The sequence below is a fragment of the Psychrobacillus sp. NPDC096389 genome (genome assembly GCF_044762855.1).
Classification (GTDB): Bacteria; Bacillota; Bacilli; order Bacillales_A; family Planococcaceae; genus Psychrobacillus.
In genome coordinates, this window is record NZ_JBIWFB010000009.1 from 114838 (window position 1) to 134860 (window position 20023).

General features: G+C 37.6%; 20 protein-coding genes. 3 read left to right on the plus strand and 17 right to left on the minus strand.

Features of this window, described 5'->3' with window-relative positions; all coding sequences use genetic code 11:
* Positions 1 to 20: 20 nt before the first annotated feature.
* Complete coding sequence (locus tag ACIQ38_RS18895; protein WP_402826711.1) at positions 21 to 911, minus strand: phosphate/phosphite/phosphonate ABC transporter substrate-binding protein; 891 nt, start codon at positions 909 to 911, stop codon at positions 21 to 23.
* A gap of 174 nt (positions 912 to 1085) precedes the next feature.
* Here ACIQ38_RS18895 and ACIQ38_RS18900 point away from each other — a divergent pair, with 174 nt between their 5' ends.
* The gene (locus tag ACIQ38_RS18900) at positions 1086 to 1382 is read left to right on the plus strand and encodes a phospholipase (RefSeq protein WP_402826714.1); all 297 of its coding nucleotides are present in this window, start codon (positions 1086 to 1088) and stop codon (positions 1380 to 1382) included.
* A gap of 50 nt (positions 1383 to 1432) precedes the next feature.
* Here ACIQ38_RS18900 and ACIQ38_RS18905 read toward each other — a convergent pair whose 3' ends face one another.
* From ACIQ38_RS18905 to ACIQ38_RS18920, 4 genes are all read right to left on the minus strand, one after another.
* Positions 1433 to 1630: a cysteine-rich CWC family protein gene (locus ACIQ38_RS18905; protein WP_402826717.1), complete on the minus strand. Its 198-nt coding sequence runs from the start codon at positions 1628 to 1630 to the stop codon at positions 1433 to 1435.
* Positions 1631 to 1640: 10 nt separating this feature from the next.
* Positions 1641 to 3281: a diguanylate cyclase domain-containing protein gene (locus ACIQ38_RS18910; protein WP_402826720.1), complete on the minus strand. Its 1641-nt coding sequence runs from the start codon at positions 3279 to 3281 to the stop codon at positions 1641 to 1643.
* A gap of 215 nt (positions 3282 to 3496) precedes the next feature.
* The gene (locus ACIQ38_RS18915) at positions 3497 to 4405 is read right to left on the minus strand and encodes a hypothetical protein (protein ID WP_402826723.1); all 909 of its coding nucleotides are present in this window, start codon (positions 4403 to 4405) and stop codon (positions 3497 to 3499) included.
* A gap of 184 nt (positions 4406 to 4589) precedes the next feature.
* The gene (locus tag ACIQ38_RS18920) at positions 4590 to 4883 is read right to left on the minus strand and encodes an RNA polymerase alpha subunit C-terminal domain-containing protein (protein ID WP_402826726.1); all 294 of its coding nucleotides are present in this window, start codon (positions 4881 to 4883) and stop codon (positions 4590 to 4592) included.
* Positions 4884 to 5175: 292 nt separating this feature from the next.
* Between ACIQ38_RS18920 and ACIQ38_RS18925 the strand changes: the two genes are divergently transcribed.
* Complete coding sequence (locus ACIQ38_RS18925; protein ID WP_402826729.1) at positions 5176 to 5550, plus strand: helix-turn-helix domain-containing protein; 375 nt, start codon at positions 5176 to 5178, stop codon at positions 5548 to 5550.
* 50 nt (positions 5551 to 5600) lie between these two features.
* Here the strand turns inward: ACIQ38_RS18925 and ACIQ38_RS18930 are convergent, their stop codons facing one another.
* Together ACIQ38_RS18930 and ACIQ38_RS18935 are read right to left on the minus strand one after the other, a co-directional pair.
* On the minus strand, positions 5601 to 6107 hold the full coding sequence (locus tag ACIQ38_RS18930) for a GNAT family N-acetyltransferase (RefSeq protein WP_402826732.1): 507 nt from the start codon (positions 6105 to 6107) through the stop codon (positions 5601 to 5603).
* A 19-nt stretch (positions 6108 to 6126) separates the two neighbouring features.
* The gene (locus ACIQ38_RS18935; RefSeq protein ID WP_402826735.1) at positions 6127 to 7140 is read right to left on the minus strand and encodes a glutathione S-transferase family protein; all 1014 of its coding nucleotides are present in this window, start codon (positions 7138 to 7140) and stop codon (positions 6127 to 6129) included.
* 225 nt (positions 7141 to 7365) lie between these two features.
* Between ACIQ38_RS18935 and ACIQ38_RS18940 the strand changes: the two genes are divergently transcribed.
* Positions 7366 to 8745 carry a PepSY-associated TM helix domain-containing protein gene (locus tag ACIQ38_RS18940; RefSeq protein WP_402826739.1) on the plus strand — a complete coding sequence of 460 codons (1380 nt, stop codon included), beginning with the start codon at positions 7366 to 7368 and terminating at the stop codon, positions 8743 to 8745.
* A 94-nt stretch (positions 8746 to 8839) separates the two neighbouring features.
* Here ACIQ38_RS18940 and ACIQ38_RS18945 read toward each other — a convergent pair whose 3' ends face one another.
* The 10 genes from ACIQ38_RS18945 to ACIQ38_RS18990 all read right to left on the minus strand — a co-directional run bounded on the left by ACIQ38_RS18945 (position 8840) and on the right by ACIQ38_RS18990 (position 19140).
* Positions 8840 to 9550, minus strand: a complete 711-nt coding sequence (locus ACIQ38_RS18945) for a DUF421 domain-containing protein (RefSeq protein ID WP_402826742.1) — start codon at positions 9548 to 9550, stop codon at positions 8840 to 8842.
* Positions 9551 to 9818: 268 nt separating this feature from the next.
* Positions 9819 to 11273: a GntP family permease gene (locus ACIQ38_RS18950; protein WP_402826745.1), complete on the minus strand. Its 1455-nt coding sequence runs from the start codon at positions 11271 to 11273 to the stop codon at positions 9819 to 9821.
* A 16-nt stretch (positions 11274 to 11289) separates the two neighbouring features.
* A complete protein-coding gene (locus ACIQ38_RS18955; RefSeq protein ID WP_402826748.1) occupies positions 11290 to 11730 on the minus strand; it encodes a MaoC/PaaZ C-terminal domain-containing protein in 441 nt (146 codons plus the stop codon).
* 159 nt (positions 11731 to 11889) lie between these two features.
* Positions 11890 to 13428 carry an acyl-CoA carboxylase subunit beta gene (locus tag ACIQ38_RS18960; RefSeq protein ID WP_402826751.1) on the minus strand — a complete coding sequence of 513 codons (1539 nt, stop codon included), beginning with the start codon at positions 13426 to 13428 and terminating at the stop codon, positions 11890 to 11892.
* A gap of 12 nt (positions 13429 to 13440) precedes the next feature.
* On the minus strand, positions 13441 to 14235 hold the full coding sequence (locus ACIQ38_RS18965; RefSeq protein WP_402826754.1) for an enoyl-CoA hydratase: 795 nt from the start codon (positions 14233 to 14235) through the stop codon (positions 13441 to 13443).
* The gene (locus ACIQ38_RS18970) at positions 14228 to 15148 is read right to left on the minus strand and encodes a hydroxymethylglutaryl-CoA lyase (protein WP_402826757.1); all 921 of its coding nucleotides are present in this window, start codon (positions 15146 to 15148) and stop codon (positions 14228 to 14230) included. Before ACIQ38_RS18970 ends, ACIQ38_RS18965 begins: the two co-directional genes overlap by 8 nt.
* Positions 15149 to 15160: 12 nt before the next feature.
* Positions 15161 to 15373 (minus strand): acetyl-CoA carboxylase biotin carboxyl carrier protein subunit, encoded by a 213-nt coding sequence (locus tag ACIQ38_RS18975; protein WP_402826760.1) that lies wholly within the window; start codon positions 15371 to 15373, stop codon positions 15161 to 15163.
* 13 nt (positions 15374 to 15386) lie between these two features.
* A complete protein-coding gene (locus ACIQ38_RS18980; protein WP_402826762.1) occupies positions 15387 to 16742 on the minus strand; it encodes an acetyl-CoA carboxylase biotin carboxylase subunit in 1356 nt (451 codons plus the stop codon).
* Positions 16743 to 16773: 31 nt separating this feature from the next.
* Entirely contained in the window at positions 16774 to 17565 is a 792-nt protein-coding gene (locus tag ACIQ38_RS18985) for an enoyl-CoA hydratase (protein ID WP_402826765.1), read from the minus strand.
* 18 nt (positions 17566 to 17583) lie between these two features.
* A complete protein-coding gene (locus ACIQ38_RS18990; RefSeq protein ID WP_402826768.1) occupies positions 17584 to 19140 on the minus strand; it encodes an acyl-CoA synthetase in 1557 nt (518 codons plus the stop codon).
* Positions 19141 to 20023 lie beyond the last annotated feature (883 nt).

Consider the following 20023-nt stretch of genomic DNA (forward strand, 5'->3'; position numbering starts at 1 on the left):
TACTTCCCCGCTTGCGCCTATTATTGCCCTTTTAAAAAATATTTGTACATATACTCTTTCCCAAGAATAGTTGCTATATTTCTGATGGGATTATAATATTTAATATCTACTTCAATGTACTTTTCAATCGTATTATCATAACTATTTAAAGCATCTGGTTCATTCGTATGTAGTGCTAGCATAGCTTTTGAAAAGCTTTCTTGTATCTCTTTATCTAATTCACTTCTTGCAACAAACGGAGATCCTGGTATATTCTCTGATTTCCAAATAACAGTCATATCTTCTTCGTTTACAATTCCTTTTTCTATCAAATTACTATACTGAACACTACTAATAGCTCCAGCATCTACCTCGTTATGGAGTATATTAGCTAGAACTTGATCATGGGAACCTGCGTACACTATTTCACCGAGAAATGTTTCATATGCTATATTTCTACTTTTCAATAAGGCGTAAGGAAGAACAAACCCAGATGTAGATCCAGTGTCAACGAATGCAAACCGCTTATCTTCTAATTCCTCAATTGTATGAATACCAGAATCTTTAAGTGTAATGATAAGAGAATTATAGTAAATACCAGTGTCTTTTCTTTGTTGTACGATTAAAGGAGTCAACTCCATTTCACTCTCAGCGGCTATATAAGAAAAAGCACCGTACCAACCAATATCGATCGTTTCATTCTTCATTCCTTCAATCAAACTAATGTAACTATCAGTAGCGTCCATTTCAATTGGAATGCCTAATTGTTCTTCTAAGTAAAGACGAATAGGTTCAAATTCCTTTTCCATTTCTGTTGCATCTTTTACCGGTATCATACCGATTGTCAATTTTTTAGGTGCTGTATTGCAACTTGTTAATATTAAGCTTACTAAAAAGACACTCCACAAGAACGTGAATTTTCTACTATTCACCTATTCATACACCTCACCTAATAGCCTATTATTATTAGTTACTATTATACTACACGTTTGTTAAGTGTTTGTTAATTTCTTATGTTTTTCCATCAACTGATAGGTAGTAGTTTATACATTTACGTATTTTATTGAATAAATTATAAGAAGTTAAAAGATATATTAAGGGAGGTTATGAATTTGTCACGTAGAAGAAGACAACGTTTTTGCATATTACCAGGATATAACTGGTGTGGACCTGGTTGTAGCGGACCCGGTGCTCCGATAAATGATGTAGATGCAGCGTGCAAAGCACATGACGAATGCTACAGTAAAGGGAGAAATCGATGTGAATGTGATCGTGTGTTTCTTGAGCAGCTACGGCCTCAAATAAACTCATATACACAACAAGGAAGACATGCTCGATTACTTTATAACTATATGAAATTGCAATCCAATTTTACATGTAACTCTTTAAGAAAATACAACTAGTATACAGCTATTTGCCACGAAAAAAATCTGAATACCGTAGAACATGGCGTTCAGATTTTTTGCATCTTCTCTTTAAATTTCGTTACGCAATTATGACAAATACAGTGCTTCCTTCTACTTTCTTCAGGGACTAGTTCAAAGATCCCCTTTGGAAATTGCTCTATCGTACACCAACAACCATTTGGCTCGGTTGCATCGACCATACATTTGTTTTCCTCTCCGCAAAGCGGACAATGAGTATTAGCCATCATAATCCTCCTATTTTGCGAAAACTTTTACTTGATTTCGCCCAGTCGTTTTTGCTTTATATAATTCTTCATCCGCGATTACATACATTTCATCTTTACTTTCAAATTGCTCACACTGGCCGAATGCCCCTCCGATACTAACGGTTACGGGGTAGGCATGCTGTTCCCAACAATATAGCAGCGACATAGTTTCTACTGTAGCCCTTAATTCTTCCGCAATTTGCAGAAATTCATTGTGACTAATATCTTTTAAAAAACCAACAAACTCTTCTCCACCAAATCTTCCTAATATACCTCCGTAATTTTCCAAAACTGTTTTCATACAGTTTCCTACTTGCTGTAAACATTGGTCTCCTGCCAAATGCCCATGAAAATCATTATAACGTTTAAAATAATCAATATCGATCATCAGTAATGCAACTTCCTTATTTGTCTTGCTTTCATCATTCCAAACTTCCGAAAGATACTTGGTAAAGTATCTACGATTCGCTAGCTTTGTTAAATCATCATAGAACACTTCTCCACTTAAATGTTCATTTGTTTGTTCAAGATCCTCTACTATTTTCTTTTGCGTGGAAATTTCATTTTTTAAATGCTCATTCATTTTCGCTATTTCCTCCATTTCTTTTCCAGCAAAAAGTTTATTTAATTCTAGTTTTATAATCTCGAGTTTATGTGACATCGTTGTAGAGCCTATAACCTGTTCTAAAAGATGATATTTTTTATAGTAATTTAATGCTATATCATATTGTCCTTTTGCTTCATAAAAGGTAGACAACTGGTTGTAAATTTTACTCAAATATTGCTTTGCTTGTATTTCTTCCGCATTTTTAATGGCTTCGTCTAAATAATTCAAAAAGGAATGTTCATCCTTTTGTAATTCAAATTCTGCTAAGTTGATAAGCACTTCTATTGTGTAAAATTTGTTTCCTATAGCTTTTAATCTCTCCAAAGCTTGCATATAATACCGTTTGGCTTGATCATAATCTTGCTCTAAATAATAAATTTTACCGATTTTGTTCTCCACTTCTGCAAGTGAAGTAACATCATCCAGTTCCAGTAGCATTTCATAACTTTTTTGATAATAAGAAAAGCTTTCGTCTAAATTATGCTGGTTAAAACAAACCCAACCCATATTCAATAAAATAACCGCTTGATTTCTTTTAATGTTTTCCTTTACCGCTATATATAGGGCTTGTTCATAAGCTGCTAAAGCTTCTTCCGTATTTCCAACTTCCCTATACACTTCTCCCATATTATTGTAAATACGACTTAAAATTGCATCATCATTCGTTACTTTTGCAAATCGTCGTGCGTTTATAAAGTTTTCAAGTGATTGCTCATACATTCCATTATAAAAATAGACAACACCGATTAAATTTAGTGCAGAGGCAATGCCTGCATGGTCATCTAGTTCCTCATATATTAGGTATGCATCATAAGCGTAATCATAGCAGCTCTCTAATTTTGTCATTGATCTGCATGCTAATGCCATGACAAACAAGGAAGCGGCCTCTTCTTTTTTCTCTTTTGATATGCGCGCTTCCTTATAAGTAGAAGAAGCTATTTCAAATGCTTCAGACGGGTATTTTAAAGCTATTTCTTTAGCTCCATTAATTTTTTTTATTAATGTTTTCGACTCCGAAATCACATCCGTCTCCCCCTGCTCTTATGAACTATTGGTAGATTTTTTCCTTCCTGGCAATCTATTTATAATTTTATATTCTGATTTTTTAAATAGCAACAAAGAAAGATACTACTTATTGAATTGTATGAGTGACTGTCACTCACTATTTATTATTAAATAGCAAAAAGCGACTGAAATTATCTTCAGCCGCTTTTTTGATTAGTTATTCTTTGTCAGTTTTAATCCACTTCCAATGGTTTACTTTCTAAAATTTGTTCTACTTCTTCATATCCGGTTGGAAATGCGAAATTGTAGCGAGCAGGAAGAGCAAAAACATACTGTTCGTTGCGATTTAGCTCTGTTGGTCCTATAGGTGCTGCACCTATATGAAATTTCTCTTGTTGCAGTAAATCCCATTGTTCTAATGTGAAAATCATAATTGGTATATCCTGACGAGGATTTTCGGCAGTCCACTCAGGATGACGAATAGAAATCATTGGACCAGTTTCAATTACTTTTTCAGCACCAGATGTTGGTATGGATAACCCTTCCCATTCTTCCGTCACAATAGAATAATTTTCCCAAGTCTTTGGCAACTTGAATGCAAAACGATACTCTTTATTTTGATAAATGATCGAATTATTTTGTTCTTCCCCACCAAGCATAACTTTGGTAATAAGCCACTGCTCCTCCACTTTTTCAACTACAAGACTAATCGGTATTTCATTAACAGCTTCATCACCGTTTGCTATTTCGATTATATTGCCGTTTAGCTCATACATATTAGCAGAAAGTTTCTCCGTATTTTCTAAATCGATTCGGTCTGGCCAAGGACTAGAAGTTAGTCTTCCAGGTGCTGCTAATGGTTCTGAAAGCCATTGTTCTATTAGCTCGTCAGAAACTAAATCACCATAATTGTCGTGCATATCTTTTTCTAATTGTTCTTCTGGCCCTAATAATGACACATTTTGAAGGACATTTCCGAATTTTTCCGCCACCTCTTCTACTATCGCCACTTCTTCTTCATCAGTCTGGGCTGTTTCCGTCGCCCCTTTCACCTGTGATTGTGCTTCGCTTGCACTTTCTTCGTTCATACATCCGAATAACGAAACACTCAGTAAAAGGAGTAAACCTACTAATTTTGTCATTTTCTTCTCCTCCCCAAAAATAATGTATATAATTAGTCGTTTTTCACTGGGATATTGTTACAGTTCACATAAAAATCGTGGCTTGGAAAAAGAAGAAACCAACAACAATAACTTAGAAGTCATTGAAGCTGGTTCATCTTAGAATATACATTTGAAAGTACTAATTATTATCTTCCCTTTAACATCAATTTTTAAACGAAAACCCTTCTGCTTCTAACGCAGCTCTTAGTTTAGGTAGCGAGGCTGGTCCCATTCCGTGAAATTTCAGAATGTCTTTTTCACTATAAGTAGATAGTTTTTCTAAGGAAATGATGCCGTTATTCTCTAACGCTCGTCTTGCGGGTGCAGAAAGGAGGGAAAGAAACCCGCTTTCTGGTTTCCGTTCCTGTTCACACGTCGGGCATGTAGGACAGTCCGTACTTTTGTAGTACTTATGCCCTTTTTCGCAAGTTCGTAAGTTTTTTGGTGAAGTTGTCATAATGGTTTCTCCTTTTCTTTGCGGTCACAAAAATTAGATGGTGATGCTCAATTGTAGTTTAGTTATATCCTATTTTAGCATTCCTAAAATTTAAGTGAAACTGACTGGAATACCGCTCTCTATATGTTTAAAGAAGATAAGTCTTTTATTTTCATGTACAACTCCAGTTCCTATTTTATTATTTTTAACTCACAAGCACTGTTATATCAGTACTTTTATAAATTAAATCAATGTATTAGTATCTACTTCAATAAGAGAACTGAATAGCCTTTTTATATAGAGGTGATCATAGTTGTCAAACTTTTTAAAACTAGTAGGAGCACAACTAAGAACGATTAGAAAAGCAAGAGGATTAACACAAGAAGAGCTCGCAGAAAAAACAGGCAAAATAGGCGTTAGTAAATCTCGCATTTCTGATATAGAACGTGGAGAAGCAAATATTACGTTGGAAACACTGGAGATGCTTATGAATGCCCTTGAAATCCACCCTAACGAACTATTCAATTTTCAAAGGCTTGCTACTACAACAGATTTTGAAGAAAAATCTTATATGTTAGATTTACATCTTTCTGTTCTTCGTGACAGGGATATAGATGAAGTCAAATACGTATTGAATACAACGAAGGATTTTTTAGATACAGTAGATAACAAAATGAAGAAACAATAAAAACCAGCTACAATGACTTTTAAGTTGTTGTAGCCGGTTTTAGCTTTTCACTAAAAACGAATGTGAAACGCTTTGACGATAATTCCATCATTTGCCGGTTCAAAGTCAAACTGTGGCAACCGCTCAAAACCTAGATGTCCATATAATTTTATAGCATCTTCCATAAAGTCTGCTGTATGAAGACCCATTTCAGTAAAACCTGTTTCTTTTGCACGTTTTATACATTCTTTAATAAGCAAAGTTGCCACACCTTTTCCTCTCGCCTTGGGAGAGATAGCAAGCATTCGTAATTCTGGATAACCAAGTTCCTCTTCCAAAAGTCCATCATATGCTTTTATATCGGGAGAAAACAATGCAACACTGCCTAGAATTTCTCCATCACCTTCTGCTACGATGCGTTCTACCCCATTTTGTATATCCCCATCTGATAAGATGGATTTTCTTAAAGCTTGCCAGTGGGCTTCTGGGATTTTTGTTGCATGTTCCTCATATGCAGCTAATCTTAGTTCCCTAATATAAGCTAGTTCTTCCTCTACAGCATTTCTGATGATTGCCATTACTCCAACTCCTTATGCCTTATTTACTTTCGTGAACAAGAAACTTTTCTTTTCTTCCACTTAAAGCTTCGCGGTTATGCGCGGAATTGAAGTTAGACGTATCCGGACCTTTTGGTAAAATATTTAGGCTTTTTTGATCATCGCTCGCGATATGATTGGATAAATGATAATGTATTTTAATCGCCTCAAAATCTGTCGTATCTCCAAAACCAGGTGTTTGATATAAATCTCTTAAATATCCCCATAAGTTTGGAAAATCTAAGATACGATTTCGATTCGCTTTAAAAGCAGCATAATATGCAACATCAAATCGGACTAGTGTCGCATACAAGCGAACATCTGAATCTGTAATAAAGTCTCCAAATAAAAAGCGTCTCGTTGCTAAACGTTGTTCCAATTCATCTAAACGCTCAAACAGCACATCATACGCCTCTTCATACGCTCCCTGGGAACGAGCAAATCCACATTTATACACACCATTATTCACTTCATGGAAAATAACATCACTTAAAGCGTCTATTTCTTCGCGCAAATGTTCCGGATATAAATCTGGTGCATTTTCTTTATGAAATGGTGCCCAAGCCGTTTCCAAATGATTCGTTAATCTAAAATAATCATTATTCACTGCTTTTTGTTCCTTTATATCAACGATGACAGGCACTGTTGGTCGTCCTACATATTCTGGGTCTGCATTTTTATACACTTCACTTATATATTGAATACCTAATACGGGATCTACCCCATCTTTATCTAAAGAGAATTCCCAATCTACGCGGTCGATATTAGGACGCATTGGGCTAGCAGTACCTAAACTAATGACATTTTCTAAGCCTAGTATACTTCGCACAATAACGGAGCGATGTGCCCATGGACAAACAGCCGCCCACAGAAGACGATATCGTCCTGCTTCGACTGGAAGTTCATCTTGGTTATTTCCGAATGGAGTATTAAACTGGTTTTTTTGACGGTTAAATTTCCCTTTTTCATCGACTTCTGTTGGAGCTTGCTTCTGCGTCTTTTCCACTTTTATCATCCTCTTCTATTAAATAATTTATTAATCCATAGTTTTCTTCTTGGTTTAATTTAGTTTATTGGTTTATTACCTTGAAGTCAAGATAATAAATTTTAAGAAAGGATGGATTATTTTTAAGCTAACTTATGAAAAAAACTTTTGTGATAGCTTTACATTTCAATCAAATTTCACAACCATTTTATAAAATGAAATCCAGGTTGGAAATTCAAACATGGGGGGAAAAATTTGAAAAATAAAAAGCACTTTTATAACATTTTTTGGCGCTGGCACTTTTATGCAGGTATATTTATTGCGCCATTACTAATAACACTTACAATTAGTGGTATTGGATACTTATTTTATACAGATGTTGAAAATCAACTTTACGATGATTTATTTTTTGGCGACAGTAACAATAGTGAAAGTGTAACTATAGACGAAGCAATAAAGAATGCAGAAAATCATTATGATGGTTATAGTGTAACAAAAGTCAGTGTCTTGAAAGATGATTACAATACAAGATTTACAATGACCAATACGGAAGGCAATCAAAAATATGTCTTCATTGATGATCATAACCAGCTAGTAGGCAGTCAAAATGCAGCAACTACTTATTCGAATTTTATGAGAGGTTTACACAGTTCTTTATTTGTAGGGGGAACCGTTGTAAACTACATGGTTGAATTAGCAGCATGTTGGGCTATATTTTTACTTATTTCAGGAGTTTATATGTCCTTTAAAGGAAAGGTCTTTAAAAGACAGAAAGGAACCAAGAATAAGAGACAGAGATATAAAAAACTTCATGCAATTACTGGTACTATAATTGCTATTCCAATGGTTATTTTGATCTTTACTGGTTTGCCTTGGTCTGCTCTTATGGGGAATTTCATATATTCAGCTGCACAGTCCCATCCATCCATTGGTATTCCAGAATTACAACAAGTTCCACCAACATCAGAGATCAACGAAATTCCTTGGGCTACTCGTAAAAACGAAGCACCTACATCAAGGGATGCACATGCTCACCATAATGGTATGGCAGGTATGTCTCACATGACGGATAACAGTCATATGATCAGTGTGCAACAACTAATGGAGAAAGTAGATGAGTCGCATATCTCCAAACCTTATTCTATTGTCTTTCCACTGAGTGAAGACGGTGTATATACCGTATCAAAAGGGAGTAATACAGGGATCACTGGTTTAGATGTTAGCCCATATGAAGAAGTAACTAACTATTTTGATCAATATAGCGGCAAGCTGATTTCAAAAGTTGGTTACGAGGAGTATGGTATTTTAGGGAAATGGTTTACATGGGGTATTCCATTGCATGAAGGACATTTATTTGGTTGGCCAAATAAAATAATCAATCTACTCGTTTGCTTAGCATTTTTAACAATTATTATTTGGGGATACAAGATGTGGTTGGATAGAAAAGTAAAAGGAAAATTATCCGCACCGCCAAAAACATCAATGGGTAAAAGTTTAGGGGGATTCATCGTTCTATTAGTAATACTCGGAATAATAATGCCACTTTTCGGCTTGTCGTTAATAGTAATTACCTTTATAGAATTAATAGTTTATCTGCTACAAAAGAAGAAAAACAGTAGTACAAATCCTCTATAAGATTTGTACTACTGCTTTTTATTTGATCAGTTGAATTCTTCAAAGCCTCGGATCTACCGGGTCAGATTCCAACGCCAGTGTAGCGAGCACACATTCATGCACGCTTTCGATCGAATGATGAAGGTTTATCCTGGAGAAGCTGAACAAAAAGCCCATCTCCTTCTAACCATTCTGCGATAAGTATTTCTTTATCGCTTGAAATGCCTTTCGCATTAAGTTGACTGGTTAGCCATGCCTCGTCAAAACCTAAATCCTCTATCTCGTCCCATAGAATTTTGCCGTCTCTTATTAGTGTTACTGGCGCATAAACAGTTTTAGAAACTAGATGGAAATCCTCTTGTGTAGTCTTTTGATATTTGGATTTCTTCAATATGCTTAGTGATCCATTTGCTTCTAGATAGCAATATGCGACTTCTCGGATAGAAAATGTTTCACTTTGTCTAAGTAAGCTTTGAAGCTGATTCAGATTCATCCTATTTTTCTTTAACTCTTCTCGGTCCACTATACCATTTTTTATCAATGCGGATGGTTTTCCTTCAAAAAATCCACGAACCGCTAAAAACTTTTGCCCAAGAAATTCCACGATAAAAAGTAAAATACTCCATAATGCCATCGTGTAAAAAATATAAAATAATCCTACATCATCATGATACAATCCATTTCCTAGCAATTCACCTAATACTATTGCTGCAATGAACGTAAATGGGCTTATTTGTTTGATAATTTTCTTCCCAACAAACTTAACGATAAAGAAGAGAAGAAAAAACCCGACGATTAGTTCGATTGTAATATTTATAACATGCATGCACCTAACAACCCCATTCCACCTATTCTCCCAATTAGTTATCTCCAAATGCCTGAAGATATAAAACTCCATTGAAAGAACTAGATATTACTGGATTGTTTATCACGATATTCTTTCCATTAATTTACTATTACAACTAAATCGCTAATTATTACAACTAAATGCTTCATTTTTCCAACTAACCCTTCCATTTCTCCAACTAAAAAATTTCAGAAAAAAATAACCGCCAACCCCTATAGGATTTGGCGGTTATTTCTAAATATGATTCTTAAACAAGTCCAGTCAATAGATACACACCAATGACAAAGAAACAAGCTATTGTTTTAATGATTGTAATCGCAAAGATATCTTTATAGGCTTGGCGATGAGTGAGTCCACAAACCATTAGTAATGTAAGAACTGCTCCATTATGTGGTAAAGTATCCATCCCACCAGCTGCCATCGCAATAACACGGTGCATAACTTCTAAAGGAATTCCTGCAGCATTTGCAGCCTCTACATACTTTTCCGCCATAAGGCCGAGTGTAATACTTATCCCACCGGACCCAGAACCCGTAATCCCTGCAAGTGCATTCGTTAATACAGCCCCATTCACTAAAGGATGCGTAAAAGTGGTAGCTAGGAAATTCTGAACGACAGCAAAACCTGGTAAAGCTGCAATAATTCCTCCGAAACCAAACTCAGAAGCCGTATTCATCGTAGCAAGCAAAGCACCACTTATACCGACACTTAAACTATCCTTGAAACTCAATTTAACTGCTTGGAAATTCAAAGCAATTGCCGTAAAAATACCTACGAGAAGTGCAAGTTCCACTGACCAAAGCGAAAGTTGCTGATTCATATTAACAGTTCCGTACTGTTCTAAATTAATATTGGCAAAATCGAATCCATCTGCATACCATTTCGGAATATAAGTAGTGAATAACTTATTCATCACTCCGACTAATATAAGCGGAAGAAACGCCAACCAATCCTTCACTTCTATTTTTGTATTCAACAGAGAAATTGGAGCAGCAATAGCTTCACTTGTAGCAGCCATTTCACTAGCGGCAGGTGACTCCGTAATCGCATTTTTCCCTATACCAAAATAACCTTCACCGTTCTTAGCTGCTTTCCGGCGACGACTTTCTAAATACATCATACCAACTACAAAGATAAATAGTGCACCTATTATACCTAAAGTTTTTCCCGCATAAACGGTCGTATCAAAAAAGGTGGTCGGAATAACATTTTGAATCTGTGGCGATCCAGGAATTGCATCCATCGAAAAAGTAAAAGCACTAAATGCAATGGTAGCCGGAATCAGTCGTTTCGGAATGTTCGCTTCACGGAACAACTGATTAGCAAATGGATAAATCGCAAATACAGCTACGAATAAACTTACTCCACTATAAGTTAGAATAGCTCCCAATATTACGACAGTAAGAATAGCTTGTCTAACTCCAATGAATCGAATAATTACTTTTGCAATTCTTGCTGCGATACCGGACATCTCAATTACTTTACCGAAAATCGCTCCTAGTAAAAATACTGGAAAATAAGATTTAATGAAGCCGACCATTTTTTCCATAAATATATTAGAAAAGAACGGTAATACGTGGCTCGGATCCGTTAAAAATACTGCAAGTAAAGCACATATCGGAGCAATGATAATAACGGAAAAGCCGCGATAAGCTAAAAACATAAGTAGTCCTAGTGCTAATAGTATAATAATTAGATCCATAAAAGTTCTCCCTTATTTAGTCTAAAGTCTTTTGGTTCACCAAAAGCTTCATTTCGAAAACCGCCACTGTTTCATCTGTTTGCTTTTTCACTTCTTGTAATACGGTCACAATCCCTTGGTTCGACCCCTTGCTTTTCAAATCAATTACTTTCCCCTCAAGATGAATCGTATCTCCGATAAAAGTTGGATTTGTAAATCTTACTTTATCCATCCCGTAAAAAGCTACGACAACTCCTGGTTCAAAATGTACCAATCCGGTCGTAATAGAAAGTACTAGCATCCCGTGTGCAATTCGTTGTTTATATTGGGTTTCTTTCGCATATTCAATATTCGTGTGAAGAGGGAACCAATCCCCACTTAAAGCGGAGAACATAACGATATCGGCTTCTGTTATCGTTCTCCCTTTCGATTCCCAAACATCCCCAAGTTGGTAATCTTCAAAGTATTTATCGAACATTTCTACATCCCCTTTGATAATAAATACTAATAGAATAATTATGCCTCTGCGGAGTTGCGTCCAGATTTCGAATCGCACAAGGGCAATTCAAAATCTGTGACATCCGCCGCACCGGGGGCTTAACTTTACCCAGTAGAGTGTTTTAACCGCTAGGTCAAGTTAAACTGGATATACCCCGTGCTTGCGATCAGTGAAAACTAAATACTTAGACATGTAAACGTCTAAACGCGATGCAAGTTCTTCACGTAAACGATTTGGCTCAACCACATCGTCAATGATTAGATCTGAAGCTAGACGATAAATATCAATGTCTTCCCGATATTCTTCACGCTTTTCAGCAATGAACGCAGCTCTCTCTTCTTCTGGAAGGGAAGCAATTTTATTTGCATATACTGCATTCACTGCAGCTTCTGGTCCCATTACCGCAATCGAAGCAGTTGGAAGTGCGATACAGCAATCTGGCTCGAATGCCGGGCCCGCCATTGCATACAATCCAGCACCATATGCTTTACGTACAATTACCGTCATTTTAGGAACAGTCGCTTCACTCATTGCCGAAATCATTTTAGCACCATGTCTAATGATTCCTGCTCTTTCTACATTCGTTCCAATCATGAAGCCTGGTACGTCTGCAAGGAACAGTAGTGGAATATGATAAGCATCACAAAGATTAATGAATTTTGCTGCTTTATCCGCACTATCATGGAATAGTACCCCACCTTTCACACGTGGTTGGTTTGCTATTATTCCGATTGGCTGACCGTTGATTCTTCCAAGACATGTGATAAGTTCAGGTGCAAAAAGCTTCTTAATCTCACACATAGAGTCTTCGTCGATAAGACGTTCGATCAGTTGATACATATCAAATGGTGCATTTTGGTTTTTCGGTATTAACTGTTCAATGCTTTTTTCAAAAAAAGCTGGTTCTTTTGCTTCTGCTTTAGCTGGTTTTTCCGTATAGTTTTCTGGAAAATACGTTAAATACTTTCGAGCGTACGCAATCGCTTCTTCTTCACTTGGAACGAGTACGTCTCCACATCCAGAAACGGAACAATGCATTTTCGCTCCGCCCATTTCTTCCAGAGACACTTTTTCACCGATAACCATTTCTGCCATTCGAGGGGACCCTAAATACATGGAAGCATTCCCGTCCACCATTACAACAACATCACAGAAGGCTGGAATATATGCCCCACCTGCCGCAGATGGTCCAAATAGAAGGCAAATTTGTGGAACTTTTCCTGACATTTTAACTTGGTTGTAGAAAATTCGTCCTGCCCCTCTACGACCAGGGAACATCTCTAATTGGTCTGTTATACGAGCACCAGCAGAGTCAACAAGATACAACATTGGACAGCGTAGCTTTTCAGCTGTTTCTTGAATGCGAATAATTTTTTCTACAGTACGTTGTCCCCAAGAGCCTGCCTTAATAGTAGAATCATTAGCCATCACGCAAACCGTACGGCCATGAATTTTACCAATCCCAGTAACTACTCCATCTGCTGGAAGATCACCCGCCAATAAATTCGCAAACATTCCATCTTCTGCTTTTAAGCCATCGTCAAACAGCAAATTCAATCTGTCACGAACGAACATTTTCGCTTGTTCTTGATTTTTTTTATGATACTTTTCTTGCCCACCTTGCAAGATAGAGTCTTTTTTAAGTTGGTAATCTGTTTGTGAAACTGTCGTTGTCATACTGTTTCCTCCTTATTTGCCCGTATATTGTGGTGCACGTTTTTCCGCAAATGCACGTAAACCTTCTAATCTATCTTCCGTTGGTAGCAATTCGTTGTACGCAAGCTCTTCTATTTTTAGTCCCGTGTTCAGGTCTACTTCTATCCCATTATTAATGGCAGCCTTTGCTTGAATTAATGAAAGCGGAGCATTCTTCGCCATAGCTGTTGCGATTTCTAGTGCTTTATCTAGCAGGCTTTCACGAGGAACTACATATTCTAGTATGCCAATACCTTCTGCTTCATCAGCTGAAAGTCGTTTTGCGCTGTAAATAAGTTCTTTCGCTTTTCCAACGCCGATCAAACGAGGAAGACGTTGCGTTCCTCCTGCTCCAGGGATAATACCTAAAGAAGTTTCTGTTAAACCTACTTTGGCCTCTTCCGCTCCAATGCGGATATCACATGCCAATGCCAGCTCAAGTCCACCTCCAAATGCCACCCCATTCAATGCAGCGATAACTGGTTGTGGAAGATTGGCCACTTCATTTACAGCTTCTCCAATAGATCGAACAGCTTGTCTTACTTCGTTCTCTGTCATTGTTTTACGCTCTTTTAAATCAGCACCTGCGCAAAAAGCTTTTTCTCCCGCACCTGTTAAAATGATTACCCGTACTTCCCGATTATTTCTTAAGTCATTGGTAGCCGTTTTTAAATCGTCAAGCATCTGTTTGGATAAAGCATTTGCTGCTTCCATCCGATTTAAAGTAATAATCGCAATTCCATCGCTACGCTTTTCCACTTGTACATTAGTTAATATCGTTTCAACCATTGCAAGCAGCTCCTTCTTCCGCATTCAAAATATCCATTTGTCGACTATTAAGCTTTTTCCCTCTTACTTTTTCAATAAGCTGAGCTGATTTCATCACTGCATTTATATCGATACCAGTTTCAATCCCCATCTCATGGAGCATATACAATAAATCCTCGGTCGCCACATTTCCAGATGCTCCTTTTGCGTAAGGACAACCGCCTAAACCGCCCAGAGCACTGTCAAAAATAGTAATTCCCATTTCAAGTGATTTCACAATGTTTGCAAGAGCTGTTCCTCTCGTATCATGGAAATGCATAGCAAGCTTGTTTGCTTCAAAATGAGGGAGTAGTTCCTCTAGCAATTGTTCTACTTGATTTGGCACGCCAACACCGATTGTGTCTCCCAGCGAAAGCTCATCTATTCCCATAGAAAATAGATGATCACTTACTTTCCTTACTTGTGAAGCTGCAATTGGCCCATCATATGGACAGGCAATCACTGTCGATACATAACCTCTGACTGTTTTCCCAGCTGCTTTTGCTTCCTTCACAACTTCACTTAAAATTGGGTACGTTTCTTCGATTGATTTATTAATATTATTTTTATTATGCGCTTCGCTTGCTGACATGAAGACGCTCACTTCGTCTACATTTGCTGCTAATGCACGCTCAAGCCCTCTTAAGTTAGGAACAAGGGCCGCATACGTGATCCCTTGTTCTCGTTGAATTTTCCCGAGTACTTCCGAAGCGTCTGCTAACTGTGGAATCCACTTCGGATGTACAAAGGAGCTCACTTCTATATAAGATAGACCTGTTTTTGAAAGTGAGTCGATCCAAGTAATCTTATCTTCTGTTGAAATAGTTTGTTTCTCATTTTGCAACCCGTCTCTTGGTCCAACTTCTTTAATCGTTACACTTTTTGGTAGTTTCAAAGTTTTAACCTCCTATTCAACATCAATGAGTACATCTTCATCATTCACGAAGTCGCCTTCTTTAATATGAATTTTCTTTACAACGCCTGTTGTCTCAGCTGCAATCGGGATTTCCATTTTCATCGATTCAAGAATTACTACATCTTGCCCTTCTTTTACTTCTTCCCCTTCTGCTACTAATACTTTCCATACACTACCTGCCATGCTTGCTACGATGTTTGTCATATTCATTTCCTCCTTATTTAGTTGCTTTTTCAGCTAAGTAATATTTGTTTACAAAATCAGTTGTTGTATAACCACTTAAAAATTGTTCGTGGCTAACTGTCTCAATAAGCATTGGGATATTCGTTTTGATACCTTCTACTTTGTAATTTTCAAGCGCTTCTTTCATTCTTGCGCATGCTTCACTTCGTGTTTCTCCCCATGTGATTAGTTTGCCAATCATCGGATCGTAAAATGGCGTCACTTGTGACCCAGCTTCTATTGAACACTCGTTGCGGACACCTTCTCCTTGCGGCAACTGAAACTCTGTTATCTTTCCAGGTGAAGGGAAAAATGTTTTAGGATCTTCTGCATAAATACGCACTTCAATTGCGTGTCCTTTTCGCTCGACATCTTCTCGTTTAAGAGACAAACGTTCTCCGTACGCCACTTTCAACTGTTGTTCTACTAGATCAAGACCAGTAATTTCTTCCGTAACTGGATGTTCCACTTGTAGTCTTGTATTCATCTCTAAGAAGTAGAAATTTTGCTCACGATCGACTAAAAACTCAATCGTCCCTGCATTGGAATATCCAATATGCTTTGCCGCTTGAACAGCTGCATCGAGCATCTTTTGACGTGTTTCTTCACTAATGAATGGAGATGGTGCTTCTTCCACTACTTTTTGATTTCGACGTTGAATAGAGCATTCTCTTTCCCAGAGAGGAATAACATTTCCATGCGTGTCAGCTAAAATTTGTACTTCAATATGATGCGGTTCTGAGATATATTTTTCTAAAAACATTGTTCCATCCCCGAAAAATGATTCCGCTCGTTTTTTATTTCCTTCGAAAGCTTTTACTAATTCTTCCTCAGAGTTAACGAGTTGCATTCCGATTCCACCGCCTCCAGCAGATGCCTTAAGCATAAGTGGATAGCCGATTTTTCTTCCTGCTTCTTTTGCTTGTTCTTCATTATCCAAAGCCGTATCGATACCTTCTACAACTGGTACACCAGCCTCTTTCATCATTTTACGCGCTTCGATTTTACTTCCCATAGAAGCGATAATATCTGATGAAGGTCCAATAAATACAAGACCGGCTTCTACACATTTCCTAGCAAATCCTGCGTTTTCTGATAAAAGTCCGTAGCCTGGATGTACTGCCTCTGCTCCACTCTCTTTTGCAATGCGAATAATTTCTTCGATATTTAAATAACTTTGATTGACCGGTGGCTTCCCGACGCAATATGCTTCATCAGCTTGACGAACAAACAGGGAGTCAGCATCCGCTTCTGAATAGATTGCGACTGTTTGAATACCTAGGCTTTTACAAGTTCGGATAACTCTTAAGGCAATTTCCCCACGATTGGCGATAATAATTTTAGAAAACATATATGTCACTCCTTCTTTAAAGTAAAATTGTTTATTGGTTGGTAAAATTCGGTTTCCGTTTTTCAATGAATGCTTCTACACCTTCTTGAACATCCTTCGTTTGGAAAACATGACCGAAATAAGTTGCTTCGGTAACTAGCCCTTTTTCAAGCGCTTGTTCATATCCAACGTCAATCGCTTGCTTAGCAAAAGTTATAGGAAGAGAAGAATAATTAGTTATTTTACTTGCGATTTCTATCGCCTTCTCGACAGATTTACCTTTTGCAACAACATGATTAACAAGTCCGATTCGTTCTGCTTCTTCTGCTGAAATAGGCTCACCAGTGAAAATCATTTCTTTCGCTCTCGCCTTTCCAATTAGACGAGGTAGTCTTTGTGTTCCGCCAGCACCAGGAAATAATCCCAATTTAACTTCTGGAAGTCCAATCTTTATATGTTCCTCTGCAATTCGTATGTCACAACTTAATGCAAGTTCGCAGCCCCCGCCTAGGGCAAGTCCATTAATAGCCGCAATAGTCGGATGAGGTAACTGTTCGATTTTATTCAATGGTTGTTGAAGCCAAAGTGAATTTTGCTTCGCTTCTTCCACTCCATTTCCTATCCATGCCGGAAACCCTTTAATATCACCGCCTGCTACAAATGCCTTTTCTCCTGCACCTGTAATGATAACGACCTTGACGTTTGGATCTTTTTCAATTTCATCCACGACTAAGTTCAATTGTTCGATAACATCGGCGCTTAAGATGTTCACTGGTGGATTATCGATGACAATTTGTGCAATATTCTGTTGTAAAGACCAGGAAACAACTTGGACTTTCTGCATCGTTCTATCACCTCATTTTTATATTTTTACTTCGCTATAATCTTGTCGTAAAACAAACTTTTGAATTTTCCCGGAAGGTGTTCGTGGTAATTCATCTACGAAAATTACTTTTCTAGGCTTTTTATAGCTTGCTAGATTTTGCACACAATGATTTACTATATCTTCTTCTGTCAGATTGGATCCTTCCTTTTTCACGACAACAGCGCAAACAGCTTCAATGAATTTGGAGTCCGGAATACCAATGATGGAAACTTCCTTTATCTCTTCATGTCGATATAAAACATCTTCAATTTCAGCGGCGTAAATATTTTCTCCACCGCTTCGAATCATATCTTTTTTCCTGCCTGCAATCGTTAAGTATCCATCTTGGTCGAACACCCCTAAATCGCCAGTTTTACACCAGCCATTTACAAACGTCTCCATCGTAGCTTCCGGTTTTCGCCAATACCCTACCGAAACTGCTGGACTTTTAATAGCAATTTCACCAACCTCACCTGCTGGTAGGGGATATCCTTCGTCATCCAAAATGTGAATCTCGGTGAGTGGCATTGGTTTTCCAACAGTTTGTCCTTTTGTAAAAGCATCTTGTGGATCTAGTGATGCTGCGATTGGTGTTCCTTCTGTCAACCCGTATACTTGCACAACCCCTACATGTGGGTATTTCTTTTTTAGTTGTTCCAGCGCAGAAGGCAATAATGGATCGCCCCCCGTATAGATTGTTTTTAAATTTTTCAATTGATACGTATCGAGATTATCGTAATTCAACATTTCATAAATCATAAAAGGGAATAAGAAACAATCAGTCACTTTTTCTTTTTCAATTACGGATAGAATTCTATCAATCTGGAAACCTTGGCTTTTTGTAATAACAAGTGTTCCACCCATTAATAGTATTGGAAGTCCAATGTCTTCCATCGCACCTACATGGTAAAGAGGACCTGTCGTCATGCCAATTTCTTGACCTGTAAATTTCCATTTCAATGATTGCATAGTAGAAAACCAAAGTGTCATGTCATGCGTCCAAATCGCACCTTTTGGTCTACCTGTAGTACCTGACGTATACATCAACATAACCGGATCACTCAATTTAATATTATTATCCGGTACTTCATCCGCAGGACCGCTTTCTAAAAGACTCCATGGTTTGGACCAATCTGGAATTACATCCTCTTCATTTTTTAGGCAGATGTATTGTTCTATGGAGACAGACCCTTGAATTTTTTCCAATTCACTTGCCAAATTAGAATGGAAGCAAAGTACTTTCGTTTCGGAATCTTTTAATGCATATTCCAATTCTTCACTCGAAAGTCGGAAATTAAGACGAACCGCAATTGCACCGATTTTCGCAACAGCAAAATATAGTGCGAAATATTCTAGGCAATTGTAAAGCAAGACGCCAACTCGATCTCCTTTTTGTACTCCTAATTCAAGAAGCTTGTTGGCGTATGTATTTGATATCGTATGGAGTTCTTTGTACGTCCAAGCTCTCCCCATTTCTTCTTTTATCGCTATTTTTATTTGATGATCTTCATTTAACGTATTTGCCATTTTCCTAGTAATAAGTCCAACGTCCATTGAAATTCCTCCTTTCGTTCCTCCCTTTTCTATAAGCAAGATTCATGCCAAGTATTGAAAACGTGATTTTACAGTACTTAGCACATTCTGTATCGACTCATCCTATAAAATATTTCCGAATTATCGGAATACACTTTTGTTTCTTTGGTGTAATCTTTTAGAGATTCTGCAAAAGAACTAGCGTGAAAATGCATACCTCCACGCCGATGTAGCAAAGGGGAAAGAAGAATCGCATAGTAGGGAATGGGTGTCTTAGATAGTTCTTATTAGGTGACCGCTGAGATTTTCGCTGCAGGTCGGACGCTTTCCGTGGGGTGAGTGATGAGCCTTCACCGCCGCTTAGGCGTACGTTGTGAAGTCTCATCTTACTTACTTAATCCCTTCGGAGTCGCCGCCCTGCAGCGAAAATCAATGAAAAAATACTAACTTACCAGTGTCCGAAACTAACAATAACTGGTGAACGAGATAATATACACTGCGAACCCTACAAACTAGTCGAGCAGATGCTGGTCAGGCAAGTTCGGTGGGCTTTTAGGCATATTATTCCTATAATATGCCTAAATCATAATCGTCTCACTTCAAGTGAACTTGCTATTGTAATAAATTAGTTGCTCTCATCTACATTTTAGTTGCTTTCATGCTGATTTTAATTGCTTTCGTGCTAAAATTAGTTGCTTTCAATAGCTTTTTAATTGCCCTTAGCCATTCTTTGGAATTTTGCTCGTAGTTGTGAGACCCTGTAAGAGCGTTAGCGACATAGTGGCTCGTCAATCGCTCGGCGGAAATATAGCAGACTCCTTATTGAGCATACTACGACGCATTATCCCTATATCACACACAGTAAAAAAATTGACTTACCTAATGTGAATTTAATAAAGCTATT

Excerpts from the sequence above, each read along its gene's own strand:
- ACIQ38_RS18900 (WP_402826714.1), top strand. The coding sequence starts at position 1,086 with ATGAATTTGTCACGTAGAAGAAGACAACGTTTTTGCATATTACCAGGA.
- ACIQ38_RS18905 (WP_402826717.1), bottom strand. The coding sequence starts at position 1,630 with ATGGCTAATACTCATTGTCCGCTTTGCGGAGAGGAAAACAAATGTATG.
- ACIQ38_RS18965 (WP_402826754.1), bottom strand. The coding sequence starts at position 14,235 with ATGGTTGAAACGATATTAACTAATGTACAAGTGGAAAAGCGTAGCGAT.
- ACIQ38_RS18930 (WP_402826732.1), bottom strand. The coding sequence starts at position 6,107 with ATGGCAATCATCAGAAATGCTGTAGAGGAAGAACTAGCTTATATTAGG.
- ACIQ38_RS18935 (WP_402826735.1), bottom strand. The coding sequence starts at position 7,140 with ATGATAAAAGTGGAAAAGACGCAGAAGCAAGCTCCAACAGAAGTCGAT.
- ACIQ38_RS18915 (WP_402826723.1), bottom strand. The coding sequence starts at position 4,405 with ATGACAAAATTAGTAGGTTTACTCCTTTTACTGAGTGTTTCGTTATTC.
- ACIQ38_RS18985 (WP_402826765.1), bottom strand. The coding sequence starts at position 17,565 with ATGCAGAAAGTCCAAGTTGTTTCCTGGTCTTTACAACAGAATATTGCA.
- ACIQ38_RS18950 (WP_402826745.1), bottom strand. The coding sequence starts at position 11,273 with ATGGATCTAATTATTATACTATTAGCACTAGGACTACTTATGTTTTTA.
- ACIQ38_RS18955 (WP_402826748.1), bottom strand. The coding sequence starts at position 11,730 with ATGTTCGATAAATACTTTGAAGATTACCAACTTGGGGATGTTTGGGAA.
- ACIQ38_RS18945 (WP_402826742.1), bottom strand. The coding sequence starts at position 9,550 with ATGCATGTTATAAATATTACAATCGAACTAATCGTCGGGTTTTTTCTT.
- ACIQ38_RS18975 (WP_402826760.1), bottom strand. The coding sequence starts at position 15,373 with ATGACAAACATCGTAGCAAGCATGGCAGGTAGTGTATGGAAAGTATTA.
- ACIQ38_RS18920 (WP_402826726.1), bottom strand. The coding sequence starts at position 4,883 with ATGACAACTTCACCAAAAAACTTACGAACTTGCGAAAAAGGGCATAAG.
- ACIQ38_RS18960 (WP_402826751.1), bottom strand. The coding sequence starts at position 13,428 with ATGACAACGACAGTTTCACAAACAGATTACCAACTTAAAAAAGACTCT.
- ACIQ38_RS18990 (WP_402826768.1), bottom strand. The coding sequence starts at position 19,140 with ATGGACGTTGGACTTATTACTAGGAAAATGGCAAATACGTTAAATGAA.
- ACIQ38_RS18980 (WP_402826762.1), bottom strand. The coding sequence starts at position 16,742 with ATGTTTTCTAAAATTATTATCGCCAATCGTGGGGAAATTGCCTTAAGA.